The 24,327-nt window shown below is 68.5% G+C and carries 25 protein-coding genes; 15 read left to right on the top strand and 10 right to left on the bottom strand.

Annotation, left to right across the window (positions count from 1 at the left end; all coding sequences use genetic code 11):
* The coding region (locus tag ON41_RS23175) for a CobW C-terminal domain-containing protein (RefSeq protein WP_040749775.1) at window positions 1-421 on the top strand (421 nt) is incomplete at its 5' end.
* Between the two features lie 72 nt (window positions 422-493).
* Here ON41_RS23175 and pucL read toward each other — a convergent pair.
* Complete coding sequence (gene pucL, locus ON41_RS23170; RefSeq protein WP_040749853.1) at window positions 494-1,414, bottom strand: factor-independent urate hydroxylase; 921 nt, start codon at window positions 1,412-1,414, stop codon at window positions 494-496.
* A gap of 82 nt (window positions 1,415-1,496) precedes the next feature.
* Window positions 1,497-2,405 (bottom strand): LLM class F420-dependent oxidoreductase, encoded by a 909-nt coding sequence (locus ON41_RS23165; RefSeq protein WP_040749774.1) that lies wholly within the window; start codon window positions 2,403-2,405, stop codon window positions 1,497-1,499.
* Window positions 2,406-2,487: 82 nt separating this feature from the next.
* Between ON41_RS23165 and ON41_RS23160 the strand changes: the two genes are divergently transcribed.
* Entirely contained in the window at window positions 2,488-2,922 is a 435-nt protein-coding gene (locus tag ON41_RS23160; RefSeq protein WP_040749773.1) for a MarR family winged helix-turn-helix transcriptional regulator, read from the top strand.
* A 25-nt stretch (window positions 2,923-2,947) separates the two neighbouring features.
* Here the strand turns inward: ON41_RS23160 and ON41_RS23155 are convergent, their stop codons facing one another.
* From ON41_RS23155 to ON41_RS23140, 4 genes are all read right to left on the bottom strand, one after another.
* Complete coding sequence (locus tag ON41_RS23155; RefSeq protein WP_040749772.1) at window positions 2,948-3,379, bottom strand: Clp protease N-terminal domain-containing protein; 432 nt, start codon at window positions 3,377-3,379, stop codon at window positions 2,948-2,950.
* Between the two features lie 47 nt (window positions 3,380-3,426).
* The gene (locus ON41_RS23150; RefSeq protein WP_040749771.1) at window positions 3,427-3,852 is read right to left on the bottom strand and encodes a molybdenum cofactor biosynthesis protein MoaE; all 426 of its coding nucleotides are present in this window, start codon (window positions 3,850-3,852) and stop codon (window positions 3,427-3,429) included.
* Window positions 3,845-4,900 carry a bifunctional molybdenum cofactor biosynthesis protein MoaC/MoaB gene (moaCB, locus tag ON41_RS23145; protein WP_051162268.1) on the bottom strand — a complete coding sequence of 352 codons (1,056 nt, stop codon included), beginning with the start codon at window positions 4,898-4,900 and terminating at the stop codon, window positions 3,845-3,847. Before moaCB ends, ON41_RS23150 begins: the two co-directional genes overlap by 8 nt.
* Before the next feature lie 130 nt (window positions 4,901-5,030).
* Complete coding sequence (locus tag ON41_RS23140; protein WP_040749769.1) at window positions 5,031-6,236, bottom strand: molybdopterin molybdotransferase MoeA; 1,206 nt, start codon at window positions 6,234-6,236, stop codon at window positions 5,031-5,033.
* A gap of 323 nt (window positions 6,237-6,559) precedes the next feature.
* Between ON41_RS23140 and moaA the strand changes: the two genes are divergently transcribed.
* Both moaA and ON41_RS23130 read left to right on the top strand, forming a co-directional pair.
* Entirely contained in the window at window positions 6,560-7,618 is a 1,059-nt protein-coding gene (moaA, locus tag ON41_RS23135; RefSeq protein ID WP_040749768.1) for a GTP 3',8-cyclase MoaA, read from the top strand.
* Entirely contained in the window at window positions 7,611-7,853 is a 243-nt protein-coding gene (locus ON41_RS23130; protein ID WP_040749767.1) for a MoaD/ThiS family protein, read from the top strand. Before moaA ends, ON41_RS23130 begins: the two co-directional genes overlap by 8 nt.
* Before the next feature lie 56 nt (window positions 7,854-7,909).
* Here ON41_RS23130 and nadE read toward each other — a convergent pair whose 3' ends face one another.
* Window positions 7,910-8,752: an NAD(+) synthase gene (gene nadE / locus ON41_RS23125; protein ID WP_040749852.1), complete on the bottom strand. Its 843-nt coding sequence runs from the start codon at window positions 8,750-8,752 to the stop codon at window positions 7,910-7,912.
* Between the two features lie 5 nt (window positions 8,753-8,757).
* A complete protein-coding gene (locus ON41_RS23120) occupies window positions 8,758-9,345 on the bottom strand; it encodes a TetR/AcrR family transcriptional regulator (RefSeq protein ID WP_040749851.1) in 588 nt (195 codons plus the stop codon).
* 198 nt (window positions 9,346-9,543) lie between these two features.
* On the opposite strand from ON41_RS23120, the gene ON41_RS23115 reads away from it, so the two are divergent.
* From ON41_RS23115 to nrdF, 7 genes are all read left to right on the top strand, one after another.
* Window positions 9,544-10,110, top strand: coding sequence for an NAD(P)H-dependent oxidoreductase (locus ON41_RS23115; RefSeq protein WP_040749766.1), 567 nt, complete (start codon window positions 9,544-9,546; stop codon window positions 10,108-10,110).
* Window positions 10,111-10,225: 115 nt separating this feature from the next.
* Window positions 10,226-10,348: a type B 50S ribosomal protein L36 gene (gene ykgO, locus ON41_RS23110; RefSeq protein WP_036504093.1), complete on the top strand. Its 123-nt coding sequence runs from the start codon at window positions 10,226-10,228 to the stop codon at window positions 10,346-10,348.
* Between the two features lie 434 nt (window positions 10,349-10,782).
* Window positions 10,783-11,016, top strand: coding sequence for a redoxin NrdH (locus ON41_RS23105; protein ID WP_040749765.1), 234 nt, complete (start codon window positions 10,783-10,785; stop codon window positions 11,014-11,016).
* A 96-nt stretch (window positions 11,017-11,112) separates the two neighbouring features.
* Window positions 11,113-11,562, top strand: a complete 450-nt coding sequence (gene nrdI / locus ON41_RS23100; RefSeq protein WP_040749850.1) for a class Ib ribonucleoside-diphosphate reductase assembly flavoprotein NrdI — start codon at window positions 11,113-11,115, stop codon at window positions 11,560-11,562.
* A gap of 62 nt (window positions 11,563-11,624) precedes the next feature.
* Window positions 11,625-13,730 carry a class 1b ribonucleoside-diphosphate reductase subunit alpha gene (gene nrdE, locus ON41_RS23095; RefSeq protein ID WP_051162231.1) on the top strand — a complete coding sequence of 702 codons (2,106 nt, stop codon included), beginning with the start codon at window positions 11,625-11,627 and terminating at the stop codon, window positions 13,728-13,730.
* Window positions 13,731-14,516: 786 nt separating this feature from the next.
* Window positions 14,517-15,923 carry a magnesium transporter gene (mgtE, locus tag ON41_RS23090; RefSeq protein ID WP_083905556.1) on the top strand — a complete coding sequence of 469 codons (1,407 nt, stop codon included), beginning with the start codon at window positions 14,517-14,519 and terminating at the stop codon, window positions 15,921-15,923.
* Window positions 15,924-16,051: 128 nt separating this feature from the next.
* A complete protein-coding gene (gene nrdF / locus ON41_RS23085; RefSeq protein ID WP_040749763.1) occupies window positions 16,052-17,014 on the top strand; it encodes a class 1b ribonucleoside-diphosphate reductase subunit beta in 963 nt (320 codons plus the stop codon).
* A 46-nt stretch (window positions 17,015-17,060) separates the two neighbouring features.
* Here nrdF and ON41_RS23080 read toward each other — a convergent pair whose 3' ends face one another.
* Window positions 17,061-18,629, bottom strand: coding sequence for an alkaline phosphatase D family protein (locus tag ON41_RS23080; RefSeq protein ID WP_040749848.1), 1,569 nt, complete (start codon window positions 18,627-18,629; stop codon window positions 17,061-17,063).
* Window positions 18,630-18,761: 132 nt separating this feature from the next.
* On the opposite strand from ON41_RS23080, the gene ON41_RS23075 reads away from it, so the two are divergent.
* From ON41_RS23075 to ON41_RS23065, 3 genes are all read left to right on the top strand, one after another.
* On the top strand, window positions 18,762-19,916 hold the full coding sequence (locus tag ON41_RS23075; RefSeq protein WP_085995754.1) for a damage-control phosphatase ARMT1 family protein: 1,155 nt from the start codon (window positions 18,762-18,764) through the stop codon (window positions 19,914-19,916).
* A gap of 99 nt (window positions 19,917-20,015) precedes the next feature.
* Window positions 20,016-20,417, top strand: a complete 402-nt coding sequence (locus tag ON41_RS23070) for a hypothetical protein (RefSeq protein WP_051162229.1) — start codon at window positions 20,016-20,018, stop codon at window positions 20,415-20,417.
* 125 nt (window positions 20,418-20,542) lie between these two features.
* A complete protein-coding gene (locus tag ON41_RS23065; RefSeq protein WP_083905555.1) occupies window positions 20,543-21,175 on the top strand; it encodes a DUF1579 family protein in 633 nt (210 codons plus the stop codon).
* Between the two features lie 7 nt (window positions 21,176-21,182).
* On the opposite strand, the gene ON41_RS23060 is transcribed toward ON41_RS23065, so the two are convergent.
* A complete protein-coding gene (locus ON41_RS23060) occupies window positions 21,183-22,247 on the bottom strand; it encodes an ABC transporter substrate-binding protein (RefSeq protein ID WP_040749761.1) in 1,065 nt (354 codons plus the stop codon).
* Window positions 22,248-22,442: 195 nt separating this feature from the next.
* Between ON41_RS23060 and ctaD the strand changes: the two genes are divergently transcribed.
* Window positions 22,443-24,179: an aa3-type cytochrome oxidase subunit I gene (gene ctaD / locus ON41_RS23055; RefSeq protein ID WP_040749760.1), complete on the top strand. Its 1,737-nt coding sequence runs from the start codon at window positions 22,443-22,445 to the stop codon at window positions 24,177-24,179.
* The last annotated feature ends 148 nt before the right edge of the window (window positions 24,180-24,327 follow it).

Genomic DNA, 24,327 nt, shown 5'->3' with positions numbered 1-24,327 from the left:
CGTCTCCTTCACCAGCACAACGGATCTCGATCCGCGCCGCCTGATCGGCCTCTTCGAGGACCCGCCGCCCGGCCTGTTCCGGGCCAAGGGCTGCGCCGCCTTCGGGGTGCGCGGCGAGCGGCGCAAATTCGTCCTGCACCTGGTCGGCCGGCACCTGGTGATCGAACCCGCGGCCTGGGAGCGCGACGAGGACCGCCGAACCAGCCTGGTCCTCATCGGATCCGGCATGGACACCGACGCCGCCACCGCCCGCCTGCGCGGCACCGCCCACACCGGCACCGACCCGCTCGACGACGAGGCCATGCTTCCCGTGTGGCGCTACGTCCCCCGCGAACTCACCGAATCCGTCACGGAACCGGACGAATTCGTTCTCGCCGGGGAGTCCGAGGAGTTCGGCCTGCCGGACGCCCCCGACGAGTAGCGGGGCGTCGGCGGCGGCCGAGGCACGTAGTCTCCGGCCCGGCGGTAGGGGAGTTCCGGCTGGGCGGTGGCGTCAGATTGCGCCGGTGAACGGATCCCAGGCGATTCCGGCGTCGGGGGCGTTCTCACGCTGGACGGTGGCCTGGATGAGTCCGTAGGGGCGGTCGGCGGCGTAGAAGACCTCGCCCGAGTTCTCGATGCCGAAGCGTTCCAGGTCGTAGTCGAAGTGGTGTTTGTTGGGGGCCGAGAGCCGGATCTCGGCGAGGCACGGGTACGCCTCCAGCGCCGAGCGGCCCATGTCGAACAGCGTCTGCTGCAACGCCTTCGACTGCAGCAGCGCGAATCGCTCGACGAGTATCGCCTTGATACCGGCGTAGGCGGCGTCCCAGTCCGGCGGAGTGGCGGCGAATCGCCAGCGCGCCGCCAGGCTGGTCGCCATCATCCGGTCGTGCGTGGGTTCCAGAACCGTGAACTCGTCGGTGAGGAAGCCCGCGAACTCCGATCCGGTCGACTTGAGCAGCACCAGATCCTTGATGCCGCCGATCACCCACTCGCGCCGCTCGGAACCCGTGCCGCGCACCGTGATCGCCGCGGTGCGCACCTCCGGTCCCCGGCGCGTCCAGGTGTGGTCGTGCGGGCCGCCGCCGGCCTGCGCGCGCTCCCAGGCGTGTTCCTCGATCTCGATGCGCGCCGAGTCCACCGGCGCGACATCGCCGACGAAATGCCGCGCCAGCGCGAGGCCGTAGTCCTCGATACTGCCCGCGCCGTGGGTCTTCGCGTACGCGTAGACGGTCTGCTTCTGGCTGTCGGTCGGCAGTACCGTGCCCTGATCGCCGGCCACGTGCGCGGGCCCGAACTCGCCCCGCAGGCACGTCGACACGGTCAGGTCGCGGATCTCGTGCCGCGCGGTGTCGCGGTAGACGCGCACCACGCGGCTCTCGGCCTTGCCGTACTGATTCGGGCCGAGGACGATCTTGCCGTTCGGATCGCTCATGGTCACTCCTGTCGTGCGAACAGGAGTCGACCTTCGCACGGGAATTCGGGTCCGGCACCTCGGCGCACCCGACGTCACACGATCAGAACGCGTGAATATCCGGTAGCGCCTCGGCGACCGCCGCCAGCCGGGCCGAGTCCCAGGGCCCCGGCGGCGAGATCAGCACGTGGTCGATGCCGAGCCCGGCCAACTCCCGCATGTGCTCGACGAACCGGTCACGGTCGCCGGGGTCGAAGTGCGAGGCGACCGTCTTCTCGATCTCCCCGGGATCGCGACCGGCCTCGTCGCAGTGCTTGTGCAGGACCTCCAGCTTGTGTTCGAGATCGTCGGCGAATCCGCTGCCCGGCAGATCGAACAGGTTGCACGCGTCGGCGTAGCGGGCGACCAGCCGCAGCGTCTTACGCTCGCCGCTGCCCGCGACCAGGATCGGCGGGTGCGGCCGCTGCACGGAGTTCGGCGAATTGAGCGGCCGGACCAGCTCGTAATGCCTGCCCCGGAACGGCGTCTCGTCGCCGCGCCACATCTGGTGGGCCAGCCGCAGGACATCCTCCAGCCGCTCGAAGCGCTCGGCCAGCCGCGGGAAGGCGATGCCGAGACCCTCGCCCTCGAAGACGGTCTCCGGCCCGCGCGGTTCGGGATCGAACGGCGCGCCCGCCCCGATGCCGAAATACGTCCGGCCGCCGCTGAGGACGTCGAGTGTGGTCGCGGATTTGATCAGCACGCCCGGATGCCGGTAGGCGACCGAGGTGACCAGCGTGCCGAAGCGGATGCGGCGGGTGCGTCCGGCCAGGAAGCCCAGCGTCGCGTACGCCTCCGGCATCGGCGATTCCGGCGGCTGCCCGGTGAGGCCGATCTGGAAGAAGTGGTCCATCACCCACAGGCTGTCGAATCCGGAATCGTCGGCCTGCTGCGCGAGGTCGGCCACGGTCGATCCGATATCGGCGACGGGGATGTCCCAGGAGAAATCGGCGAGGGTGATACCCAGTTTCATGGTGCTCCTAGAAATCGTTAGCCCGACAACGATCTTATCGTGAGTCGGCTAATGATCTCAAGACCTCTACGCTGGACGGACCATGACCGAGGAACCCGGCGCCGACTTCCAGACCGCCTTCTGGTCGGCCAAGCACGCCCTGGCCGTGGCCGCCGCGACCGCCTACGCCCAGCACGGCGTCTACGAGGGCCAGCAGTTCATCCTGCGCGCGCTGTGGGCGGAGGACGGCCTCACCCCGGGGGCGGTGGCCAAGCGGCTGGGCCTGTCGACGCCGACGGTGACCCGGGCGACCACCAGGATGGAGGCCGCCGGGCTCCTGCGCCGCGAACCGCACGAGACCGATCGCCGCCTGGTCCGCCTGTACCTCACCGATCGTGGCCGCCGGCTGGAACGCACGATCGAGGACGAGGGGGAGCGCCTCAGCGAGCGGGCGCTGGCCACCCTGGACGGTGACGAGCGCGCCGCCCTCCTCCGGGCGCTCCGGACGATCGAGCGCAATCTGACGCGCGAGGAATGACCGTCCGGTGCGCCTGGTCGTACGCCTAGCCGCCCGCGGCCTCCGTGAGCGCGTTCTCGAATTCGTCCAGATCGACGCCCGCCCCGGCGAGTTCGCGGGTGGCCAGGCTGTCGCGGTTGCGTAGCAGGGCCAGTTGCAGATGTTCCACGCCGATGTGGTCGTGGCCCAGGTTCCGGGCGAGATCTCCCGCGGCGCCCACGATCCGGTTGCGGGTGGCCGCCGGTTCGTAATCGTCGGCCCGCATGGCCGCGCTGACGGCCTCCGCCAGCTCGCGCGGGAGCCGGCCCAGGCCGGAGAGTACCTGTGCCGGAACGCTGTCCGCGTTGTCGAGGATGGCCAGCTGGATATGCTCCGGACCGATATGGTCGTGACCGCGTTCGCGCGCGACCGCCTGCGCGTAGCCGAAGATCCAGTTCGTGCGCGGGGTGAGGGTCAGGGTGGCGTCCGGGGTCGTCATTTGCTGATCATTGCCGCCCGTCGATTGGCGGACAAGCAGTTTCACATTCAGCCGCAGGCGTTGACCCATTCCGACATGCCGTCGGCGAATAGCTGGCGCTTCCAGATCGGCACGTCGTGCTTGATGCGGTCCACCAGTTCGGCGCACAGAGTAAAGGCCTCGGCGCGGTGCGGGGCCGCGACGGCGACGGTGATGGCGAGGTCGCCGATGCCGAGCGGGCCGACCCGGTGGACGGCCGCGACCGGCAGTCCGTACGGCTCGGAGACCTCGGCGCAGACGCGCCGCAGGAAGGTCTCGGCCTGCGGGTGCGCCGAATATTCGAGGGCCGAGACCGGTTGGCCGCCATCGTGATTGCGCACCTTGCCGGTGAACACGACGGTCGCGCCGTGCTCGGGGCCGGTGACCGCCTCCTCCACCTCGGCGGGGTCGAGCGGCCGGTCGCTGATGCGCGCCAGCCGGACGGTGTCACTCATGGCTGCCTCCTCCGGCCACCTGGGCCAGCAGATGATCCAGCAGCGGTTCCAGCACGCCGATGCCGTCGCGCACGCCGCCCGGGGACCCGGGAAGATTGACGACGACCGACCGGCCCGCCAGCCCCGCCACGCCTCGGCTCAGCGCGGCCAGGGGGAAGGTCGCGGTGCCCGCCAGCCGGATCGCCTCGGCCACGCCCGGCAGCTCGCGATCCAGCACGGCCAGTGTCGCCTCGGGCGTCGCATCGGTCGGCGAGGCCCCGGTGCCGCCGGTGGTGATCACGAGCCCGGGCCCGCCCGACAACGCGTCCGCCAGCCCCGCGGCGATATCGGCATCCGCGTACACCAGCGGCCCGTGCACCGAAAACCCTTTCCCCCCAAGCCAATCCACCAGCACCGGCCCGGTCTTGTCCACCCGGGTCCCCGCCGCCACCCCGGTCGACGCCACCACGACCACAGCCGACCGCGCCCCTTCTGCACTGTCGGCCGCCGCCGCGCCGCCGGGCCGGACACCGGTCTCGCCATGCTGATGAGAGCCGCTGTGGTGCGAGTGGTCGGCGTTGTCAGAGGTGCCGGTGCTCTTCACGGAGGGTGCGGGCCCGGCATCGTGGCCCGGGCGGTCCGCGGGGCGTTCCCAATGGCCGTGTTTGCCACCGTCTTTCGTGAGCAGGCGGACGCCGGTCAGGACGGCGGCCGGGTCCACGGCCTTGACCATGTCGTGCAGGGTCAGGCCCGCGACGGCTACGGCGGTGAGCGCCTCCATCTCGACGCCGGTGGGGCCCTTGGTCTTCGCGGTGGCCTCGATGGTGATCGCGTCGGTGGTGAAGCCGAAGTGGACCTTCACCGAGGACAGGGCCAGCTGGTGGCACAGCGGGATGAGTTCGGAGGTCTTCTTCGCGCCCGCGATACCGGCGAGGCGCGCGGTCGTCAGCACATCGGCCTTCGGCATATCGTCGGCCCGCACCAGCCGCAGCACCTCGGCGGTGGTGCGCAGTTCACCGGCGGCCACCGCGATCCGGGTGGTGTCGGCTTTGGCGCTCACATCCACCATCCGGGCGCGGCCCTCGGCATCGACGTGCGACAGCGCGGGATCGGATCGTTCACTCACGGTGTCACCTCGCTGGCGCTCGGTGCCACCGTGCGCGACGCGCGCTGTGCCGTCGGTTCACTCGCAAGCTCGCTCACAGTTCCCAGACTTTCACAATCGAGCCCGCCGCCAGCTCGGTGATCTCGGCGGGGATATCGATCAGCACATCCGCCTGTGCCATGGCCGCGATGAGGTGCGAACCGGGGCCGGAGGCCAGCGCTACGCCCTCCGCCTCCCGCCGCCCGCGCAGGAACTGGCGTCTGCCGGATGGTGACCGGACCGGATCCAGCAGTGGCACATCGTCGTCCGGCACCGGCGGCAGTCCGGCGAGTGCGCGCAGGATCGGCCGGGCGAAGATCTCGAACGACACCATGGTGCTCACCGGATTGCCGGGGAAGCTCAGGATCGGCACGCCGTCGGCCACCGACAGGCCCTGCGGCCCGCCGGGTTGCACAGCGACCGAGCCGAATTCGCCGCCGAGACCGGCCAGCACGTCCTTGACCACCTCGAAGTCGCCCTTGGAGACCCCGCCGGAGGTGAACACCACATCCGCGGACCCGGTCGCCGCCGTGAGCCGCTCGCGGAATTGCGCGGGGTCGTCGGTGCTGTGCTCGACCGACACCACCTCGACCCCGTTGGCGGTCAGCGCCGCCGCGAGGGCGATTCCGTTGGAGTTGTAGATCTGGCCCGGCCGCAACGCGACTCCCGCCGGCATCAGCTCGTCGCCGGTGGTGAGCACCGCGGCGTGCACGCGGCGGAAGACGGGCAGCGTGGCCAGGCCGACCGCCGCGAGCGCCGCGATGTGCCGGGGCGCCACCTGGGTTCCGGCCCGCACCAACAGCTCTCCGGTGCGGACGTCGGTGCCGGGTTCCCGCACGAAATCGCCCGCCGTGCGGCCGCGTTCGATGGTCACGGACCCGTCGCCGGCGCGGGTGTCCTCGACCGGCACCACACAGTCGGCGCCCGGCGGGACCGGCGCGCCGGTCATCACCTTCATCGCCGCGCCGGGCGGCAGCGGCGTCTGCCCGGGCTGCCCGGCCGCGACGACCCCGGCCAGGGGCAGCGTCACCGGCGTCACCGCGACCGAGTCGGCCCGCACCGCGTACCCGTCCATCCCGGAATTGCGGAACACCGGCAGATCCACGGGCGCCCGCACGTCCTCGGCGAGCCGCCGGCCCAACGACTCGGGCGTTTCGACCTTCTCGATATCGCGGACCGCCAGCGGACGCAGCAACCGCTCGACGCGCTCGCGATGCTCCTCGACGGTCCGGGCCGACGTCACGGCCGGCCGGCTACTCATGCTCCGGCTCCACGCACAGCGCCTCCACCTCGTCCGCGCCCGGTACCACCGGAGACGTTCACGACGTACTTTCGGCGGGCGAGGACGGCGGCCGTGGCCACTCCGGCGGCCGGATCGATGGGTTGCCCGCTGCGCTCGCTCACAGCCGCCAGCCTAGTGGGACCGCCCGGCCCGCCCGTTCGTACGTTCCTCCGAACCGCGGCGGGCCGTCACGGATCGGGACTCCGCAATCGTCCAGCGCAATGCAGGGATGACGGCCGCGGGAGACCTCACGGCTCGTGACCATGGGGGCGTGAGAAGAATATGGCAGCCATAATGGAGCCGTGACCGTCGTTCTCATGGGGATTCCCGCCGTGCGGAGTGGGCGGTCCCTCCTGGAGGGACGGCCCGACACACCGCTGCTGGTCGACAAATTCGGCCGTGTCGCGCGCGACCTGCGCGTGTCGATCACCGAGAAGTGTTCGCTGCGCTGTACCTACTGCATGCCGGAGGAGGGCCTGCCGCCCATCCCGGCCGACGAACTGCTGTCCGCCGAGGAGATCGTGCGCCTGGTCGCGCTGTCGGTGCGCGAACTCGGAGTCCGGGAGGTCCGTTTCACCGGCGGCGAACCACTGATGCGCCGCGACCTCGAGCGCATCGTCGCCGGCTGCCACGCCGCCGTCCCCGAGACGCCGCTGGCCATGACCAGCAACGGTATCGGCCTCGAGCATCGCGCGGGGGCGCTCGCGCGGGCGGGGCTCAGCCGCGTCAACGTCTCGCTGGACACCGTCGACCGCACGGGATTCGCGCGGCTGACCCGGCGCGACCGGCTCGACTCCGTGCTGGCCGGTATCCGCGCGGCCCAGCGCGAGGGCCTGGCCCCGGTCAAGGTGAACGCGGTCCTGATGCGCGAAACTCTTTCCGGCGCAGCCGATCTGCTGCAGTGGTGCCTGGACGAGGGCTGTGAGCTGCGGTTCATCGAGGAGATGCCGCTGGACGCCGACCACGAGTGGGCGCGCGTCAATATGATCACCGCCGCCGAACTGCTGGACGTGCTCGGCACTCGTTTCACGCTCACCGAGATCGGCCGCCCCGACCCCGCGGCCCCGGCGGAGAACTGGCTGGTGAACGGCGGCCCGGCGCGGGTCGGCATCATCGCCTCGGTGACCCGCTCCTTCTGCGGCGACTGCGACCGCACCCGGCTCACCGCCGACGGCCGCATCCGCTCCTGCCTGTTCAGCGATCAGGAATACGATGTGCGCTCGGTGCTGCGCTCGGGCGCGAGCGACGACGAGATCGCCGCCCTGTGGCGCGGTGCGATGTGGAACAAATGGGCCGGGCACGGCATCGATGCGGACGATTTCGTGCCGCCGGAACGGACGATGGGAGCCATCGGTGGTTGAGGTCCGCTATTTCGCCGCGATCGCCGACGCGGTCGGCAAGAGCAGCGAACATCTCGACCTGCCCACCGGGTCGACCGTGGCCGACCTGCGCCGCGCCCTCACCGCCGGATACGGTCCCGGCCTGGACCCGATGCTGAAGGTCTGCGCCTTCCTCATCGGCGACGAACTCACCCGCGACGAATCCGCCGCCCTCACACCCCGCGTCGACGTCCTGCCGCCCTTCGCCGGCGGCTGACCGGGTTGTCTCGTCGCTGCCCGGCTACCGGGCTCGACGACACAGGCCCCGGCTGATCAGTCGCGCCACCAGTCGTCCAGCGGTGTGACCGGGACGGTTCGCTTGTGGCGGGTGTTGCGGAAGATCGATTCGAGACGGTCGGCGGTCTCCGGGGTGACGTCCTTGCCCTCGAGGTAGTCGTCGATCTGGGCGTAGGTGAGTCCGAGGGCGACCTCGTCCGGGAGGGCCGGGCGGTCGTCCTCGAGGTCGGCGGTGGGGACCTTCTCCCAGACGCTGGGCGGTGCGCCGAGTTCCTGGAGGATGGCCGCGCCCTGGCGCTTGGTCAGGCCGGTGAGCGGGGTGATGTCGACGCCGCCGTCGCCGTACTTGGTGAAGAAGCCGGTGACCGCCTCGGCCGCGTGGTCGGTGCCGGCCACCAGCAGATTCAGCTGACCCGCGATCGAGTACTGGATCACCATGCGCTCGCGGGCCTTGATGTTGCCGCGCACGAAGTCCCGCAGGTGCGGCTCCTCGCCGAGCAGCTCGCGCAGGCCCGCGGCCGACTCGGCCGCCACCGCGTCCGCGCCGGGCTTGACGTTCACCGCGATCGAGCGATCCGGGCGGATGAATCGCAGGGCGATCTGCGCGTCCTCCTCGTCGGCCTGCACGCCGTAGGGCAGCCGCACGGCGACGAAGGTGGCGTCGCGGCCCTCGGCCCGCAACTCCTCGGCAGCCAGCTGGCACAGCCGTCCGGTCAGCGTCGAGTCCTGCCCGCCGCTGATGCCGAGCACGAATCCCGCGGCGGGCGTGGACCGCAGGTAGTCCTTGAGGAAATCGATGCGGCGGCGGACCTCGACCTTCGGCTCGATATCCGGCCGCACACCCAGTTCGGCGATGATGCGCTCACGCAGAGTCCCCATGTCGATCACTCTACTGGCGCGGCCGGAACGACCGCGCGGACCAGTTGCTCCCAGTTGTCCCCGACCTGATCGGTCGTATAGCCGAGCACCCGGGTCTGGTGCAGGACCAGGCCCGCGTCCAGGGCGCCCAGCAGCGTATCGGCCAGCAGCGGGATGTGCCCCGGCGCGCCCGACTCCCGGAGCAGCAGGGCCACATGGGTTTTCATCACGTTGTAGGGCGCGCTGGAGAACCGGCCGGGTTCGTCGGCCGCGCGCCGCATCTCGCCCTCGACCTCGATCCCCGCCAGCCGCGCGCGCCCGAACGCGACCAGCCGCTCCACCGCGGGCGCCCCGGGGCCCAGCGGCGGCGGCCCGAACATGTAGGCGGCCTGCAGTTTTCGCTCGGACTGGTCCAGCAGCGCCAGCATCAGCCCCGCTCGATTGCCGAACCGGCGGAAGACCGTGCCCTTGCCGACGCCGGCCCGCCGCGCGACCGCGTCCATGGTGACGCCGTCCGCGCCGTGCTCGCGCACCAGTTGCTCGGCCGCGTCCAGCAGCAGCTGCCGGTTGCGGGCGGCGTCGCTCCGCTCGGCGTGCTCCTCGGCGACCGGCAGCGTATGCGGCGGGGGCGTCGGCCCGGCGATCGCCTCGATCGGCAGCGAGACCGGCCGCGCGGGCTCGCGGGACTCGACCGGATGATCTGTGTCGTAGTTCACAGCGGGGTCCTCGGGGGCTGGGGATGAAAGCGGACTGCGGTCCGGTTATGGTCTGATGAAAGCGTAACCCGCCGCAACATCGCACAAGGAGTGACCATGTCCCAGACCCGTCTTCTCGCTCTGGTCGGCAGCCTGCGCGCCGCGTCGATCAATCGGCAGCTCGCCGAGGCCGCCGCGCAGACCGCCCCGGAGGGTGTGCAGGTCGACATCTTCGAAGGCCTCGGAGATATCCCTTTCTACAACGAGGACATCGATGTTCCGGGACAGGTACCGGCCGCCGCGGTCGCGTTGCGTGACGCCGTGTCCGCTGCCGACGGGTTGCTGCTGTTCGTCCCCGAGTACAACGGGACCATTCCGGCCGCGCTGAAGAACGCCATCGACTGGGCCTCCCGCCCGTACGGCGACGGGTCGATCAAGGGCAAGCCTGCCGCCGTGGTCAGCGCCTCGATCAGCCAGAACGCCGCCAAGTGGTCGCACGGCGACACCGTCAAGGCGCTGAGCGTCGCGGGCGCGTCGGTGGTGGAGAGCGCGCACCTGCACTTCGGCACCATCGGCCAGCGGTTCGGCGAGTCGCACCCGCGCGAGGACGCCGAGGCCTTCACCCAGCTGGCCGCCACGGTCCGCGAGCTGGTCGAGGCGGTCGCGGCGCGGGTCAACGCCTGAGCCCGACTCCTGTGTGCGCGGGGCCCGCATCCGGATCGGATGCGGGCCCCGCGCATGTCCGGGCCGCCACGCCGCCAAGTTAGAATATGAAAATCATTATCAACTAGGAGGCGATATGAAGGTCCGCAACTCGCTGCGTTCGCTGAAGGACAAGCCGGGCGCCCAGGTGGTGCGCCGTCGCGGCAAGACGTACGTGATCAACAAGAAGGAACCGCGTTTCAAGGCGCGCCAGGGCTGACGCGCGACACGCCGACAGAGGGCCGTTCCGTCCACCGGCGGGGCGGCCCTCCCGTGTGTCCGGAGGGCGCGCGGAGCGTGGTTCCGGGGGCGGGTGTGGCGGCTGTGACTTGTGGGAGAATTGAGTTTGCTGGGAGAGAGCTGCGACGCGAAATTGTGATCTGAACCACTGTCGTGTCGGGTTGCGAATCGAGCGTCCAGGTACTTACGCCGTCCGAATTTCACCTTTGTGACTCGCAACATGTCGTGTTGTAGGAATCTGTCGGCCACTAGGTGTAGTGTCTACGGCACTGGAGGACGACGCGGGATCGGGCCGGTCGCGGCACCCGCGACCTGGGGTTCCGGGCTCGCTTCCAGGGGTTTGCGCAGTAACCATGTGGATCTTGCGAGTCGTGCACTGCATACGGACTTCAAGGCAAGGAGAGAGGGACACTCATGACCATCACCGTGTACACCAAGCCCGCTTGTGTCCAGTGCAACGCCACCTACCGCGCGCTCGACAAGGCCGGTGTCGATTACACGGTCGTCGACATCTCCGAGAGCCCCGAGGCCCGCGATTACGTGATGGCGCTGGGCTACCTGCAGGCCCCGGTCGTCGTCGCGGGCGACGAGCACTGGTCGGGCTTCCGTCCCGACCGCATCAAGTCGCTGCTGACCCAGGCGGCCTAGTTCCGGCCGAGGGCATGCCGGAACAATCCGGGATGCCATGACGTCGGAATGACGGGGCGCTATTTCTCGTCCGACATTGGGGAAGGGGGAGTGGCCGTGGTCAACCTGGTCTACTTCTCGAGCGCGTCGGAGAACACGCACCGTTTCGTCGAACGGCTGGGCCTCCCGGCCGTTCGCATTCCGCTCCACACGGCCGAGTCGCTTCGCGTCGATGAGCCCTACGTGCTGATCTGCCCCACCTACGGGGGCGGTCGGCACGTGCTGGGCCGCAACCGATCGGATAAGGAGTTCGTGCCCCGTCAGGTGGCAAAATTCCTGAACGATCCGCACAATCGTGCGTTGTTGCGCGGCGTCGTCGCGGCCGGCAACACGAACTTCGGCGATACCTATTGCTATGCGGGAGAAGTGATCTCGCGCAAGGCCGGAGTGCCGTACCTGTATCGCTTCGAACTCATGGGAACCGCCGAGGACGTCGAGCGCGTCCGAGAGGGATTGGGATTGTTTTGGCAACGACAACAGCACCGGCCGGAAAGACGGCCCGCCTAGAGCGCCCGGTGAACGCGAGCGGGAGCAGGGCGGGGTCGGACACTGCCCCGACGACCGAGGGCATGGACTACCACGCCCTCAACGCGATGCTGAACCTCTACGGGCCCAACGGCGAGATCCAGTTCGACCGGGACCGCGAGGCCGCCCACCAGTACTTCCTCCAGCACGTCAACCAGAACACCGTCTTCTTCCACAACCTGGACGAGAAGCTCGACTACCTCGTCGAGGAGAACTACTACGAGTCCGAGGTGCTCGAGCAGTACAGCCGGGCCTTCGTGAAGAAGCTGTTCCAGCAGGCGTACGCCAAGAAGTTCCGGTTCCCGACCTTCCTCGGCGCGTTCAAGTACTACACCTCGTACACGCTGAAGACCTTCGACGGCAAGCGCTACCTGGAGCGCTTCGAGGACCGGGTCTGCATGGTCGCGCTGACCCTCGCCGCCGGTGACGAGAAGCTGGCCGGCGAACTGGTCGAGGAGATCATCGACGGCCGCTTCCAGCCCGCCACCCCCACCTTCCTCAACTCGGGCAAGCGCCAGCGCGGCGAGCCGGTCAGCTGTTTTCTCCTTCGCATCGAGGACAACATGGAGTCCATCGGGCGCTCCATCAACTCCGCGCTGCAGCTGTCCAAGCGTGGCGGTGGTGTGGCGTTGCTGCTCAGCAACATTCGCGAGCACGGCGCGCCGATCAAGAAGATCGAGAACCAGTCCTCGGGCGTCATCCCGATCATGAAGCTGCTGGAGGACTCGTTCTCCTACGCCAACCAGCTCGGCGCGCGGCAGGGCGCGGGCGCGGTGTATCTGCACGCCCACCACCCCGACATCTACCGCTTCCTCGACACCAAGCGCGAGAACGCGGACGAGAAGATCCGCATCAAGACGCTGTCGCTGGGCGTGGTGATTCCGGACATCACCTTCGAGCTGGCGAAGAAGAACGAGGACATGTACCTGTTCTCGCCGTACGACGTGGAGCGCATCTACGGCGTGCCCTTCGCCGACGTCGACGTCACCGAGAAGTACTACGAGATGGTCGACGACGGGCGCATCCGCAAGACCAAGATCAACGCGCGCGAGTTCTTCCAGACCATCGCCGAGCTGCAGTTCGAGTCCGGCTACCCGTACATCATGTACGAGGACACGGTGAACCGGGCCAACCCGATCAAGGGCAAGATCACCCACTCCAACCTGTGCTCGGAGATCCTGCAGGTCTCCACGCCGTCGGTGTTCAACGACGATCTGTCCTACTCGGTGGTCGGCAAGGACATCTCGTGCAACCTCGGCTCGCTGAACATCGCCAAGACCATGGACTCGCCGGACTTCGGCAAGACGGTGGAGACGTCCATCCGCGCGCTGACCGCGGTGTCGGACCAGACCCACATCTACTCGGTGCCGTCGATCGAGCAGGGCAACAACCAGTCCCACGCCATCGGCCTCGGGCAGATGAACCTGCACGGGTACCTCGCCCGCGAGCGGATCCACTACGGCTCCGACGAGGGCGTCGACTTCACGAACATGTACTTCTACACGATCGCCTTCCACGCGATCCGGGCGTCGAACCAGCTGGCAATCGAGCGCGGGCAGGCCTTCGGCGGCTTCCCCGAGTCGAAGTACGCCAGCGGTGAGTACTTCGACAAGTACACCGAGCAGGCGTGGGAGCCGGCGACCGAGCGCGTGCGGCAGCTGTTCGCCGATGCCGGCGTGCACATCCCGACCCAGGACGACTGGCGCGAGCTGAAGGCGTCGGTGATGGCGCACGGCATCTACAACCAGAACCTGCAGGCCGTGCCGCCGACCGGGTCGATCTCCTACATCAACCACTCCACCAGCTCGATCCACCCGGTGGCGTCGAAGATCGAGATCCGCAAGGAGGGCAAAATCGGGCGCGTCTACTACCCGGCGCCCTACCTCGACAACGACAACCTCGACTACTTCGAGGACGCCTACGAGATCGGCTACGAGAAGATCATCGACACCTACGCCGCGGCCACCCAGCACGTGGACCAGGGCCTGTCGCTGACGCTGTTCTTCAAGGACACCGCCACGACCCGCGAGGTCAACCGCGCCCAGATCTACGCCTGGCGCAAGGGCATCAAGACCCTCTACTACATCCGCATCCGCCAGATGGCCCTGGAGGGAACCGAAGTCGAGGGCTGCGTCAGCTGCATGCTGTAGAAACCGTTGGGCGAGGGACGCTCCCGGTATCGGGGGCGCCCCTCGTCGTTTGCCGTCGTGGTGGTGCGCCGGGGCGGTGTTCGCTCGCGGGCGGTTTCCGGCCAAAAGCGTGCCGGAAAATGGAGGGCGGCGCGCCGGAAACAAGGGCAGTGGGCCGGAAACTGGGGGACAGCGTGCCGGAAACTAGGGGCAGCGCGCCGGAAAACTAGAGGGCAGCGCGCGAGAACTGGAGGCAGCGCGTGGGAACTAGGGCAGCGTGCGAGAAGTAGAGGCAGCGCGTGGGAACTAGGGGCAGGGCGCGGGAAACTGGAGGGGACGGTGCCCGGGAAAAGGGGTGTGGGTGGTGGTGGGGGAATTTGTCGGAAAATTATCGGTGGGGTTCCTCACATATCTGGTCTGGTTCAATGCTGTTGTGTGCCAAGGGGATTGGGCGTATTGGCAGGTGGGGGCGGGGCTGGGGAATGATTCGACGCGCCGGGGTGTTGTGGACGGATGGCGTGTCTTGGGCCGGTGGCGCGTATATTGCTCTCGAATGCTTTGCGTCATCGGCGGATCGGCCGCCGGTGGCTGCGTTGTCAAAGGGCGACGGCGCACATGATGACAGCTGTGACGACTGAGGAGGTGGGTAGCTATGCGTAGCGAGCCCCCCAGTCGAAGGCCGCGCGGCGTCGCCCTCGTTTCCTGCCGATAGTTCCTCGGCGCCGGGGTGACGCCCCGCGGTGTGATCCGGTGTCTCCTTTCCGCTCCATGCCGTAGTGCTGCATGCCGTTGTGCCGAGGTTCTGCCATGTCGCCGACCGATCTGTCCGTCGCTGTTCCCGAGCTGCCCGCAGCCGACTCCGCCGAAAACCTGCCCCAGACGCCGAGCGTCGAGTCCCTCCAGGACATCGTCGACTGCGGCCGGGTCGAGGCCACGCTCGCGTGGCTGGACGACCATCCGCCGCACCTGATCGCCGACCAGCTCGCCCGCATGGACGCGGTGCACGCGGTGCTGGCGTTCCGCCTGCTCGACAAGGACCGCGCGCTGACGGTCTTCGAGGAACTCGAACCGGTCGACCAGCAGCAGATCCTCGCCGGCCTGCGTGGCCAGGCGTTCCGCGAACTGGTCGAGGAGATGGACCCCGACGACCGGGCCCGCATGCTGCGCGAGGCCCCGGCCAAGGTCGCCAAGAAGGTGCTGGCCGGGCTGAGCCCGCGCGAGCGCCGCATGACCGCGGCCCTGCTCGGCTATCCGGAGGGTTCCGTCGGCCGGTACATGACGCCCGAGGTCGTGGCGCTGCCGCGGAACCTCACCGTCGCGGAGGCGCTGCAGATGGTGCGCCTGAAGGGCACCGGCGCCGAGACCGTGTACACGCTGCCCGTCGTGGACCTGGGCCGTCGGCTCACCGGGATCGTCGAACTGCGCGAACTGGTCCTCGGCGAGCCCGAGGCGATGGTGTCCGATCTGGTCGTCACCGAACCGGTCTTCGCGCGCGCCACCGACTCCGCGGAGAAGGCCGCGCGGCTGATGCGTGAGACCAACGTCATCAACCTGCCGGTGGTCGACAGCGAGGACCGCCTGGTCGGGCTGCTGACCATCGACGACGCGGTGGAGGTCATCGAGGCCGCCGACAGCGAGGATGTGGCGCGCCAGGCCGGCGCCGCCCCCTGGGCCGGGCACTACATGGCGGCCGGGGTGTTCCAGCTGGCCCGCTACCGGGCGATGTGGCTGCTGTTGCTGCTGGTGGCGGCGACGCTGACGGTCACGGTGACCGACGCGTTCGAGGCCACGCTGGCGCAGGCCGCGCATCTGGCGTTGTTCATCCCGCTGCTGATCGGCGCGGGCGGCAACGCGGGCGCGCAGGCGGCGACCTCGTGCGTGCGCGCGCTGGCCGTCGGCGAGGTCCGGGTATCGGATCTGCTGCGGGTGATCTGGCGCGAGTGCCGGGTGGGCCTGGTGCTGGGGTCGATGCTGGCCGCGGTCGGCATGGTCATCGGCGGGATCTTCGTCAGCGCGGACATCGCCGTGGTCGTGGGCATCACGCTGATAGTCATCTGCGGCTGGGCGGCCACCATCGGCGGTACGATGCCGCTGCTGGCCAAGCGGTTGCGCATCGACCCCGCGGTGATCTCGGCCCCCATGGTCACGACCCTGGTCGACGCCACGGGCCTGATCATCTACTTCACCACCGCCAAGGTCGTCCTGGGGATCTGAGCGGCCATATCCGAAGCGGCACAAGACACAAGCACTTGTGCTGACCGGAGTTGTCGCCCCCAAGTAGTAGTGTTCCAAGGCGCGGGGAAATCCCCACGGTCCGGCGAGATGAGAAGGGTGAGCGGCGCGTGAAGCTGATCGACCGAGTGTCTGCGATCAACTGGAATCGGGTGGCCGACGAGAAGGATGCCGAGGTCTGGGACCGGCTGGTCGGCAACTTCTGGCTGCCGGAGAAGGTTCCGGTGTCCAACGACATTCCGTCGTGGGCCACCCTGACCGACCATGAGAAGCAGCTGACCATGCGGGTGTTCACCGGCCTGACGCTGCTGGACACCATCCAGGGCACGGTCGGCGCGGTGAGCCTGATCCCGGACGCGCTGACCCCGCACGAGGAGGCGGTGTACACCAACATCGCCTTCATGGAGTCGGTGCACGCCAAGAGCTACAGTTCCATCTTCTCGACGCTGTGCTCCACCCGCGAGATCGACGACGCCTTCCGCTGGTCGGAGGAGAACCGCAACCTGCAGCGCAAGGCCGAGATCGTCCTCGACTACTACAACGGCGACGAGCCGCTCAAGCGCAAGGTGGCCTCCACCCTGCTGGAGAGCTTCCTGTTCTACTCGGGCTTCTACCTGCCGATGTACTGGTCCTCGCGCGCCAAGCTCACCAACACCGCCGACCTGATCCGCCTGATCATCCGCGACGAGGCCGTGCACGGCTATTACATCGGCTACAAGTACCAGAAGGGCCTGGAGGCCCTCACCGCTCCCGAACAGGAAGAGCTGAAGAACTACACCTTCGAGCTGCTGTTCGAGCTGTACGAGAACGAGGTCGAGTACACCCAGGACCTCTACGACGAGGTCGGCCTGACCGAGGACGTCAAGAAGTTCCTGCGCTACAACGCGAACAAGGCGCTGATGAACCTCGGCTACGAGGGCCTGTTCCCCAAGGACGAGACCGACGTCAACCCCGCCATCCTCTCCGCCCTCTCCCCGAACGCCGACGAGAACCACGACTTCTTCTCGGGGTCGGGGTCCAGCTATGTGATCGGCAAGGCGGTCAACACCGAAGACGAGGACTGGGACTTCTGACCCACCTCTCGTCTCCGGCATGCGGTCCGCGGGAAAGGGAGAGGGCTCACGCCGGAGGTAGGCGCTGGGTGAACAGCGCCTTTCCCGACGCGTCACACAGGTTCACCGTCAGTTCCTTGCTCTTGCCGTCGATGCGCACCTCGCCGAAATGCTGGTACTCGTCCAGCGGCGAGGCGTTCTGCGTCGGTGGTGCGTGCACGAAAACGGCTGTGGGGCCGAAGGTTCCGTCGAGATCGTTGGGGCCGAAGGCGCCGGCGTTGAGCGGTCCGGAGACGAACTCCCAGAACGGGTCGAAATCGGTGAAGGCCGCGCGCTCGGGTGAATAGTGGTGTGCCGCGGTGTAATGCACGTCCGCGGTCAGCCACACCACATTGGCGACGCGGTTCGCCTTGATCGACGACAGCACTCGCGCGATCTCGGTCTCCCGGCCCAGCGGGGCGCCGGGATCGCCGTTGGCCGGGCCCTCGAACGCGGCGGTGTTCGGCTGCTCGCCGTCCTTGACGACCAGGCCCAGCGGGAGGTCGTTGGCGACGATCTTCCAGGTGGCCCTCGAATCCCGCAGCGCCTCGATCAGCCAGCGGGTCTGCTCGGGGCCGAAGATCCTGCCGTCGGGGGAGCGGTCGGCGTCGTTGGCGTCCTTGTAGGTCCGCATGTCGAGCACGAACACGTCCAGCAGCGGGCCGTAGGAGATCTTGCGGTAGAGGCGGCCGTCGGTGGCCTCGGCGGGATCCAGCGGCATCCACTCGTGGAAGGCCTGCCAGGCGCGCCGGGACAGCACGTCCATGCTCCGCTCGGCGTAGCCCTTGCTCGCGGCGACCTGACCGCCCGGGTACCAGTTGTTGACCGTCTCGTGGTCGTCCCACTGCACGACCTGGGCCACCGACGTGTTGAAGCGCCGGTAGTTGTCGTCGAGCAGGTTGTAGGCGTACTGGCCGCGGAACTGCTCGAGGGTCTGGGCGGGAGCGCTCTTGGGCTCGGTCACCACATTGCGCCAGGTCCGCCCGTCGGGCAGCGTGACCGTCTCCTGTAGCGGCCCGTCGGCGTAGATGGCGTCGCCCGAGTGGATGAACAGGTGCGGGTCGCGGGCGGCCATGGCGGAGAAGATCTTCATGCCACCCAGGTCCGGATTGCTGCCCCAGCCCTGGCCGACGACATCGCCGGACCACAGCAGCCGCAGGTCCGAGGCCGCGGTGGGCACCGTGCTGAACGTGCCCGTGACCGGTTCGGACGTGGCGCCGCCGTCGCCCTCCAGCGTGACGCGGTAGTGCACCTGCTGTCCCGCGGGCAAACCCACGAGGCGCAGCCGCCCCGTCCCGTCGGTCTCCGGGGTGAGCTGAGGTCCTTCGAAACGCCGTGCGCCGGAGAAGGATTCGGTCGCCGAGGTCTCCACGATCAGCCGCGCCGGCCGATCGGACCGGGCCCAGACCAACGCGCCGTCCGCCCGCGGATCGCCCACGGCCACGCCGTGCGTCAATGTCGGCCGGTCCCGCACCAGCCCGGGACCGTCCCCGCCCGACGAGCACGCCACCAGCCCCGGCCCCGCCACCAGCCCGACGGCGGTGGTGCGCAGCAGGGTCCGTCGGGAGATACCGGAGTACGGAGATCGGCCAGTCATACGCCCGACCATGTCCCAGCCGTCGCAACACAACCTGAACAGGGGTCGACCGGCAAGCCAACTCTCTCGTCGTTCGAGGGGGATGGTGATGGCGGATGCAGGGCTCCGGGCTCGATGCGACAGTATCGAGGGATGACCGATGCGCCGCAGATTCTCGCCGGAGTCCCGGGGTCGTTCCCGAACAGCGTGTTCCACGAGCGTCATCCGAAGCTGATCGAGCAGGTGATCGGCGCTCATCCGTACGGGCAGGTCGAACAGGCCGCCCTGCGGAAACTGCTGGCCGAGAGCGTCGGCGGGGTGGTGGAGCCGCTGTACACGAGCGCCGACGACGCTGATCGGTGGCAGGAGTGGGGGCGGGACGTATGGGGCCGGCCGTGGGGCGAGGTTCCGTTCCTGTGGGCCGAGAGCTACTTCTACCGGAGGCTGCTGGAGGCGGTCGGATACTTCGGGCCGGGCGTGTGGCGCGGTATCGATCCCTTCGGCCCGACCAAGGCCGCCGAGCTGGCGAGCCCGGCCGTCACCGACGAATTGAACGCGCTCGCCGAGCTGGCGGACGTGCCGGAGGAGAAGAAGCGCGACGCCCTGCTGGTCTCGGCGCTCTGGGGCAATCAGGCCGACCTCGGCTTCCAGCTGACCGCCGGGTCCGGCGCCCGCGACGATCGGCTGCTGGTCGACGACAGCGCCGCGCTGTGGTCCACGCTGGCCTCCGCGACCGATCCCGACGTGTGCCTGATCGCCGACAACGCCGGCCGCGAACTGCTGCCCGACCTGATCCTCGTCGACTACCTGCTCACCAGCGGCATGGCCGCCCGCGTCACGATCTATCTCAAACCGCAGCCGTACTACGTCTCGGACGCGACCATGAACGACCTGGTCGCCGCGCTGCGCGTGCTGCGCGACAGCGACGCCGCCGCGGCCCGGGAGGCGGGCGACCGCCTGTGGCTGGCGATGAACGAGGGCCGGCTCATCGCCCGCATGCACGAATTCTTCTGTGCGCCACTGTCGTTCCACGATCTGCCGGAGGATCTGTCGGTCGAGTTCGCGTGCGCGGCGCTCACGATCCTCAAGGGCGATCTGAACTACCGCCGCCTGCTCGGCGACCGGGACTGGCCGCCGACAACCCCCTTCGCCGACCTCACCGCCTACTTCCCGTCGCCGGTCGTCGCGCTGCGCACGCTGAAGTCCGATGTCGTCGCCGGGCTGACCGCCGCCCAGGTCGCGGATCTCGACGCCACCGGCCGCCCCTGGCGAACCAGTGGCGAACACGCTCTGATCCAGGCTCGGTGAGAAGTTGTCGCGTCAACGTATAAAGGCTGGTTGACCTGCCCTTTCGGGTAAGTCGGGGCAATGCGGGACGTGTCATGCACCGGGCGCTAGTATTCGAATATGCGTTCGAACGAGGAGGGTGAGTTACCTCGGACCGAAGGCACGGAGCCCGAGCTGCAATTCCCGAACGAGACCGGCTACTACTACCGGGCGCTCACGTATCCGCCGCGCCCGGTGTGGGTCCGGCTCGACGCGATCCTGCTCCGGGATCCGGGGATGCCGCGGCACATCAACGGCGCCGGCCTCGATATGACCGGCGACCGCCCCGGCACCCTCACCCACTGGGTGCCGACCCTCAGCGGCGACTGGCTGGGCCGGGTCAACTTCTCGATCCCGTACGCCGACGGCCGTCCGGCACTGCACCTGACCGATCAGCTGGTCCCCGCCTACGCCCTGCGCCCGCGCAAGAGCACCCCGCGCCGACGGGGAGAGAGTCCGGAACCCGGTGAGTCTCGAGGGTGAGACCGGGCGAATCCCAGCCGTGAGAACACCCGTTGCGGCCGGTCGGCCGGTGGGCTTTGCTTACACAGCCTTCCCGGTGTCGATCCCCGCATCGGGAGTAAAGCTCTGCACGACAAGGATTGTCGATGAGATCGAACCGGTTCCGGATGTTGCCGATCGCGGTCGCCGCACTTGCCCTGTTCGCCGGCGGGTGCTCCGGCGAGACGAAATCCGAGCCCGCGCCCGCGAGTAGCGCGCCGGCGGTCGCGCCCGACCAGCAGGATGCGGGACACCGCCGCCTGAACCAGCTGGTCGGCGAATGGGACGGCGACAAGTCCACCTTCATCGCCGGCGGCACCGCGGATAATCCGGTCCGCAGCCGGATCGTGTCGCGATGGGGCTGGATCACCGAGACCGGCGGCAACTTCCTGCGCGAAGAGGCCGAGGGCAACTTCGGCGGCAAGCCTTACTACCGGCTCGGCCTGCTGGGTTACGCGCCGACCGACGATCGCTACGAGTGGACGACCGTCGACAGTGTCACGCCGATGACCATGACCTACAAGGGTGCGAAAGGCAGTGGCGGACAGGCCGATATCGTGACGGCCGGGGAGTTCACCGATCCGGGCGTGCTGGGACCGCAGTTCGTCGGGCAGACGATCGCGATGCGCACCAGGATCGCGCTGACCTCGCCCGATCGTGTGACGATGGAGATCTATTTCACCCCGCCCGGACAGGCGGAACTGCTCGCCGATCGCGTCGAACTGACCAGGCGGAAGTAGTCCGCTCTCAGTCGGTGACGTATCCGTTCAGGGTCTTCTGCAGGTCGGTGAGGATGGCGCGGGCGGCGGTGATGCCGGTGCCGTGCCAGATGGGATCCTCGACGGCGAATTCGCGGCGGTCGATGACGGCGCTGAGCTTCTCCCAGTCCTTGCCGTCCATCGCCTTCTTCCCGTGGCTCTCGCCGTCGGGGCCGTCGAACATCAGGTAGATGATGTCGCCCTCGAGCTTGTCGCGGTCACCCTCGGAGGAGAGGCTGCCGACGCCGAACGAGGCGCCGCGCTGGGCGCCCGGCCGCTGCACCCCGGTGTCGGCGAGCACCTGCCCGGCGAAGCTGTCGGTGCCCTGCACCTGGATGTCGTCGGCGGTGAAGCGGATGACCGAGGCTTGCGACAGGTTCGCCGCGACGGCGTTACCGGTGTCGCGGGCGGCGGTGCGGTAGTCCTCGATGGCCTTTGCCCCGGCTTTGCTGCGGCCCATGGCCTCGGCGTAGGAGCTGAAGACCGACTGCCAGCTGCCGGGACCGACCTGCACGGTGGGCGCGACGCCGCTCAGCGCGCCGAAATCGCCCTCGCCGGGCGCGCCGATGATCAGATCGGGATGCAGCGCCGTGATGGCGGCGATATCCGGGGCGCCGATGCCGCCGACGCTCGGAATCTTCTGCACGCCGGTGCCCATATAGGCGGGCTGCGGCGTCGGACCGGCCATCGTCGCCGCGCCGACCACTCGCTCCCACAGCCCGACCCCGCAGACGGCGTCGAGGGCCGCGGTGTCGAGGACGACGATGCGCTGCGGATCGGCCGGAACCTGCACCGTGCCCGCGGGCTGCTGCACGGTGCGGGTGCCGGACGGCTGGTCCGGCGCCGACGGCAGCGCGCAGGCGGTGCGGGTATCGCGTTCGATGCCGACCACCGCGGCGCCGCCGATATTGGTGGTGGTGCGCACGATGCTGGCCTCGTCGTCGGCGCTCTGGCCGCAGCCCGCGACGAGCGTCAGGGCGGCAACGGCCGCCAAGCCGCCGGCTCGTACGCGACGGGTGGTGTTTCGGGTGGATTCGACCTCGATCACCGGCATGCGGGAAGGGTACACACGCCCAGGGCACAGCCCCAACGACCACACCGGCGCGGACCCCGCCCGCCGGGTCCCGACCATCCAATTACGACAGAGAGTAGGACCGGGCGCGATGCCCTGGGACAGCACGGTTTACGATGCGTCGTAGCGGATTGTCGTGAGACGACCGGCTACCAGGCCACACCTAATGGAGGATCAGTGACTGCTGTAGAGCCCCAGCCAGTCCCGAAGTTGGAAGCGACTCGGCCGTACCCACAACGTCTGGGGCCGAAGGGGTCCTTCCTGTACAAGGCTGTCACGACCACCGACCCCAAGGTGCTGGGCGTGATGTACCTGGTGACGGCGATGTCGTTCTTCCTCATCGGTGGCGTGATGGCGCTGCTGATGCGTGGTGAGCTGGCGCGTCCGGGCCTGCAGTTCCTGTCGCCGGAACAGTTCAATCAGCTGTTCACCATGCACGGCACGATCATGCTGCTGTTCTACGCGACCGCGATCGTGTTCGGCTTCGCGAATATCGTGCTGCCATTGCAGATCGGCGCCCCCGACGTGGCCTTTCCGCGCCTGAACGCGTTCAGCTACTGGCTGTACCTGTTCGGCGCGACGATGGCGACCGCGGGCTTCATCACCCCCGGCGGTGCCGCCGACTTCGGCTGGACGGCCTACACACCGCTGTCGGACATCGTGCACTCGCCCGGCGTCGGCGCCGACCTGTGGATCCTGGGTCTGGCCGTCTCGGGTCTGGGCACCATCCTCGGCGGCGTGAACATGCTCACCACCGTGGTCTGCCTGCGCGCTCCCGGTATGACGCTGTTCCGGATGCCGATCTTCACCTGGAACATCGCCGTCACCAGCGTGCTCGTGCTGCTGGCCTTCCCGCTGCTGACCGCCGCGTTGATGGCGCTGGCCTACGATCGGCACCTGGGTGGGCACATCTACGATCCGGCTTCCGGTGGTGCGCTGCTGTATCAGCATTTGTTCTGGTATTTCGGGCATCCCGAGGTGTACATCATCGCGTTGCCGTTCTTCGGGATCGTGTCGGAGATTTTCCCGGTGTTCAGCCGGAAGCCGATCTTCGGATACACCACCCTCGTCTACGCGACCCTGGGTATCGCCGCGTTGTCCATCGCGGTCTGGGCGCATCACATGTACGCCACCGGCGCGGTCCTGCTGCCGTATTTCTCGTTCATGACGTTCTTGATCGCGGTGCCGACGGGTGTGAAGTTCTTCAACTGGATCGGGACGATGTGGAAGGGGCAGTTGACGTTCGAGTCGCCGATGCTGTTCTCGGTCGGGTTCATCGTGACGTTCCTGTTCGGTGGCCTGTCGGGCGTCATCCTGGCCAGCCCGCCGCTGGACTTCCACGTCTCGGATACCTACTTCGTCGTCGCCCACTTCCACTACGTGCTCTTCGGCACCATCGTGTTCGCGACCTATGCGGGCATCTACTTCTGGTTCCCGAAGATGACCGGGCGCATGATGGACGAGCGCCTGGGCAAGTGGCACTTCTGGGCGACCATGATCGGCTTCCACACCACCTTCCTGGTGCAGCACTGGCTGGGCGCGGAAGGCATGCCGCGCCGCTACGCCGACTACCTGCCCACCGACGGGTTCACGATGCTGAACACCATCTCCACGATCGGCGCCTTCATCCTGGGAGCCTCGACGCTGCCGTTCATCTGGAACGTCTTCAAGAGCTACCGGTACGGCGAGGTCGTCACCGTGGACGATCCGTGGGGCTACGGCAACTCGCTGGAATGGGCCACCACCTGCCCGCCGCCGCGACACAACTTCTACGAGTTGCCGCGTATCCGGTCGGAGCGTCCGGCGTTCGAGCTGCACTACCCGCATATGGTCGAGCGGATGCGCGCCGAAGCGCACGTCGGCTGGGGCGGGAAGGCAGTGCATGTGAAGGAGCCCGAGAAGGTCTCGAGCTAACCCCTCCTACCGAATCCGCGGCGGCCGTCGACTACGACGGCCGCCGCGGCCGGTTTCCGGGCCGCGTGATACCGGCCACGCGGCGCCGGGCAGCCTGCCGTACGGCCGTGCCGACCTGAGACAATGACCCGGGTCGCGTCGGCGGCCG

Source organism: Nocardia transvalensis NBRC 15921, assembly GCF_000308875.1.
GTDB lineage: Bacteria > Actinomycetota > Actinomycetes > Mycobacteriales > Mycobacteriaceae > Nocardia > Nocardia transvalensis.
The sequence above is the reverse complement of the archived record's forward strand: the minus strand, read 5'-3'. Positions and strand labels throughout refer to the sequence as shown.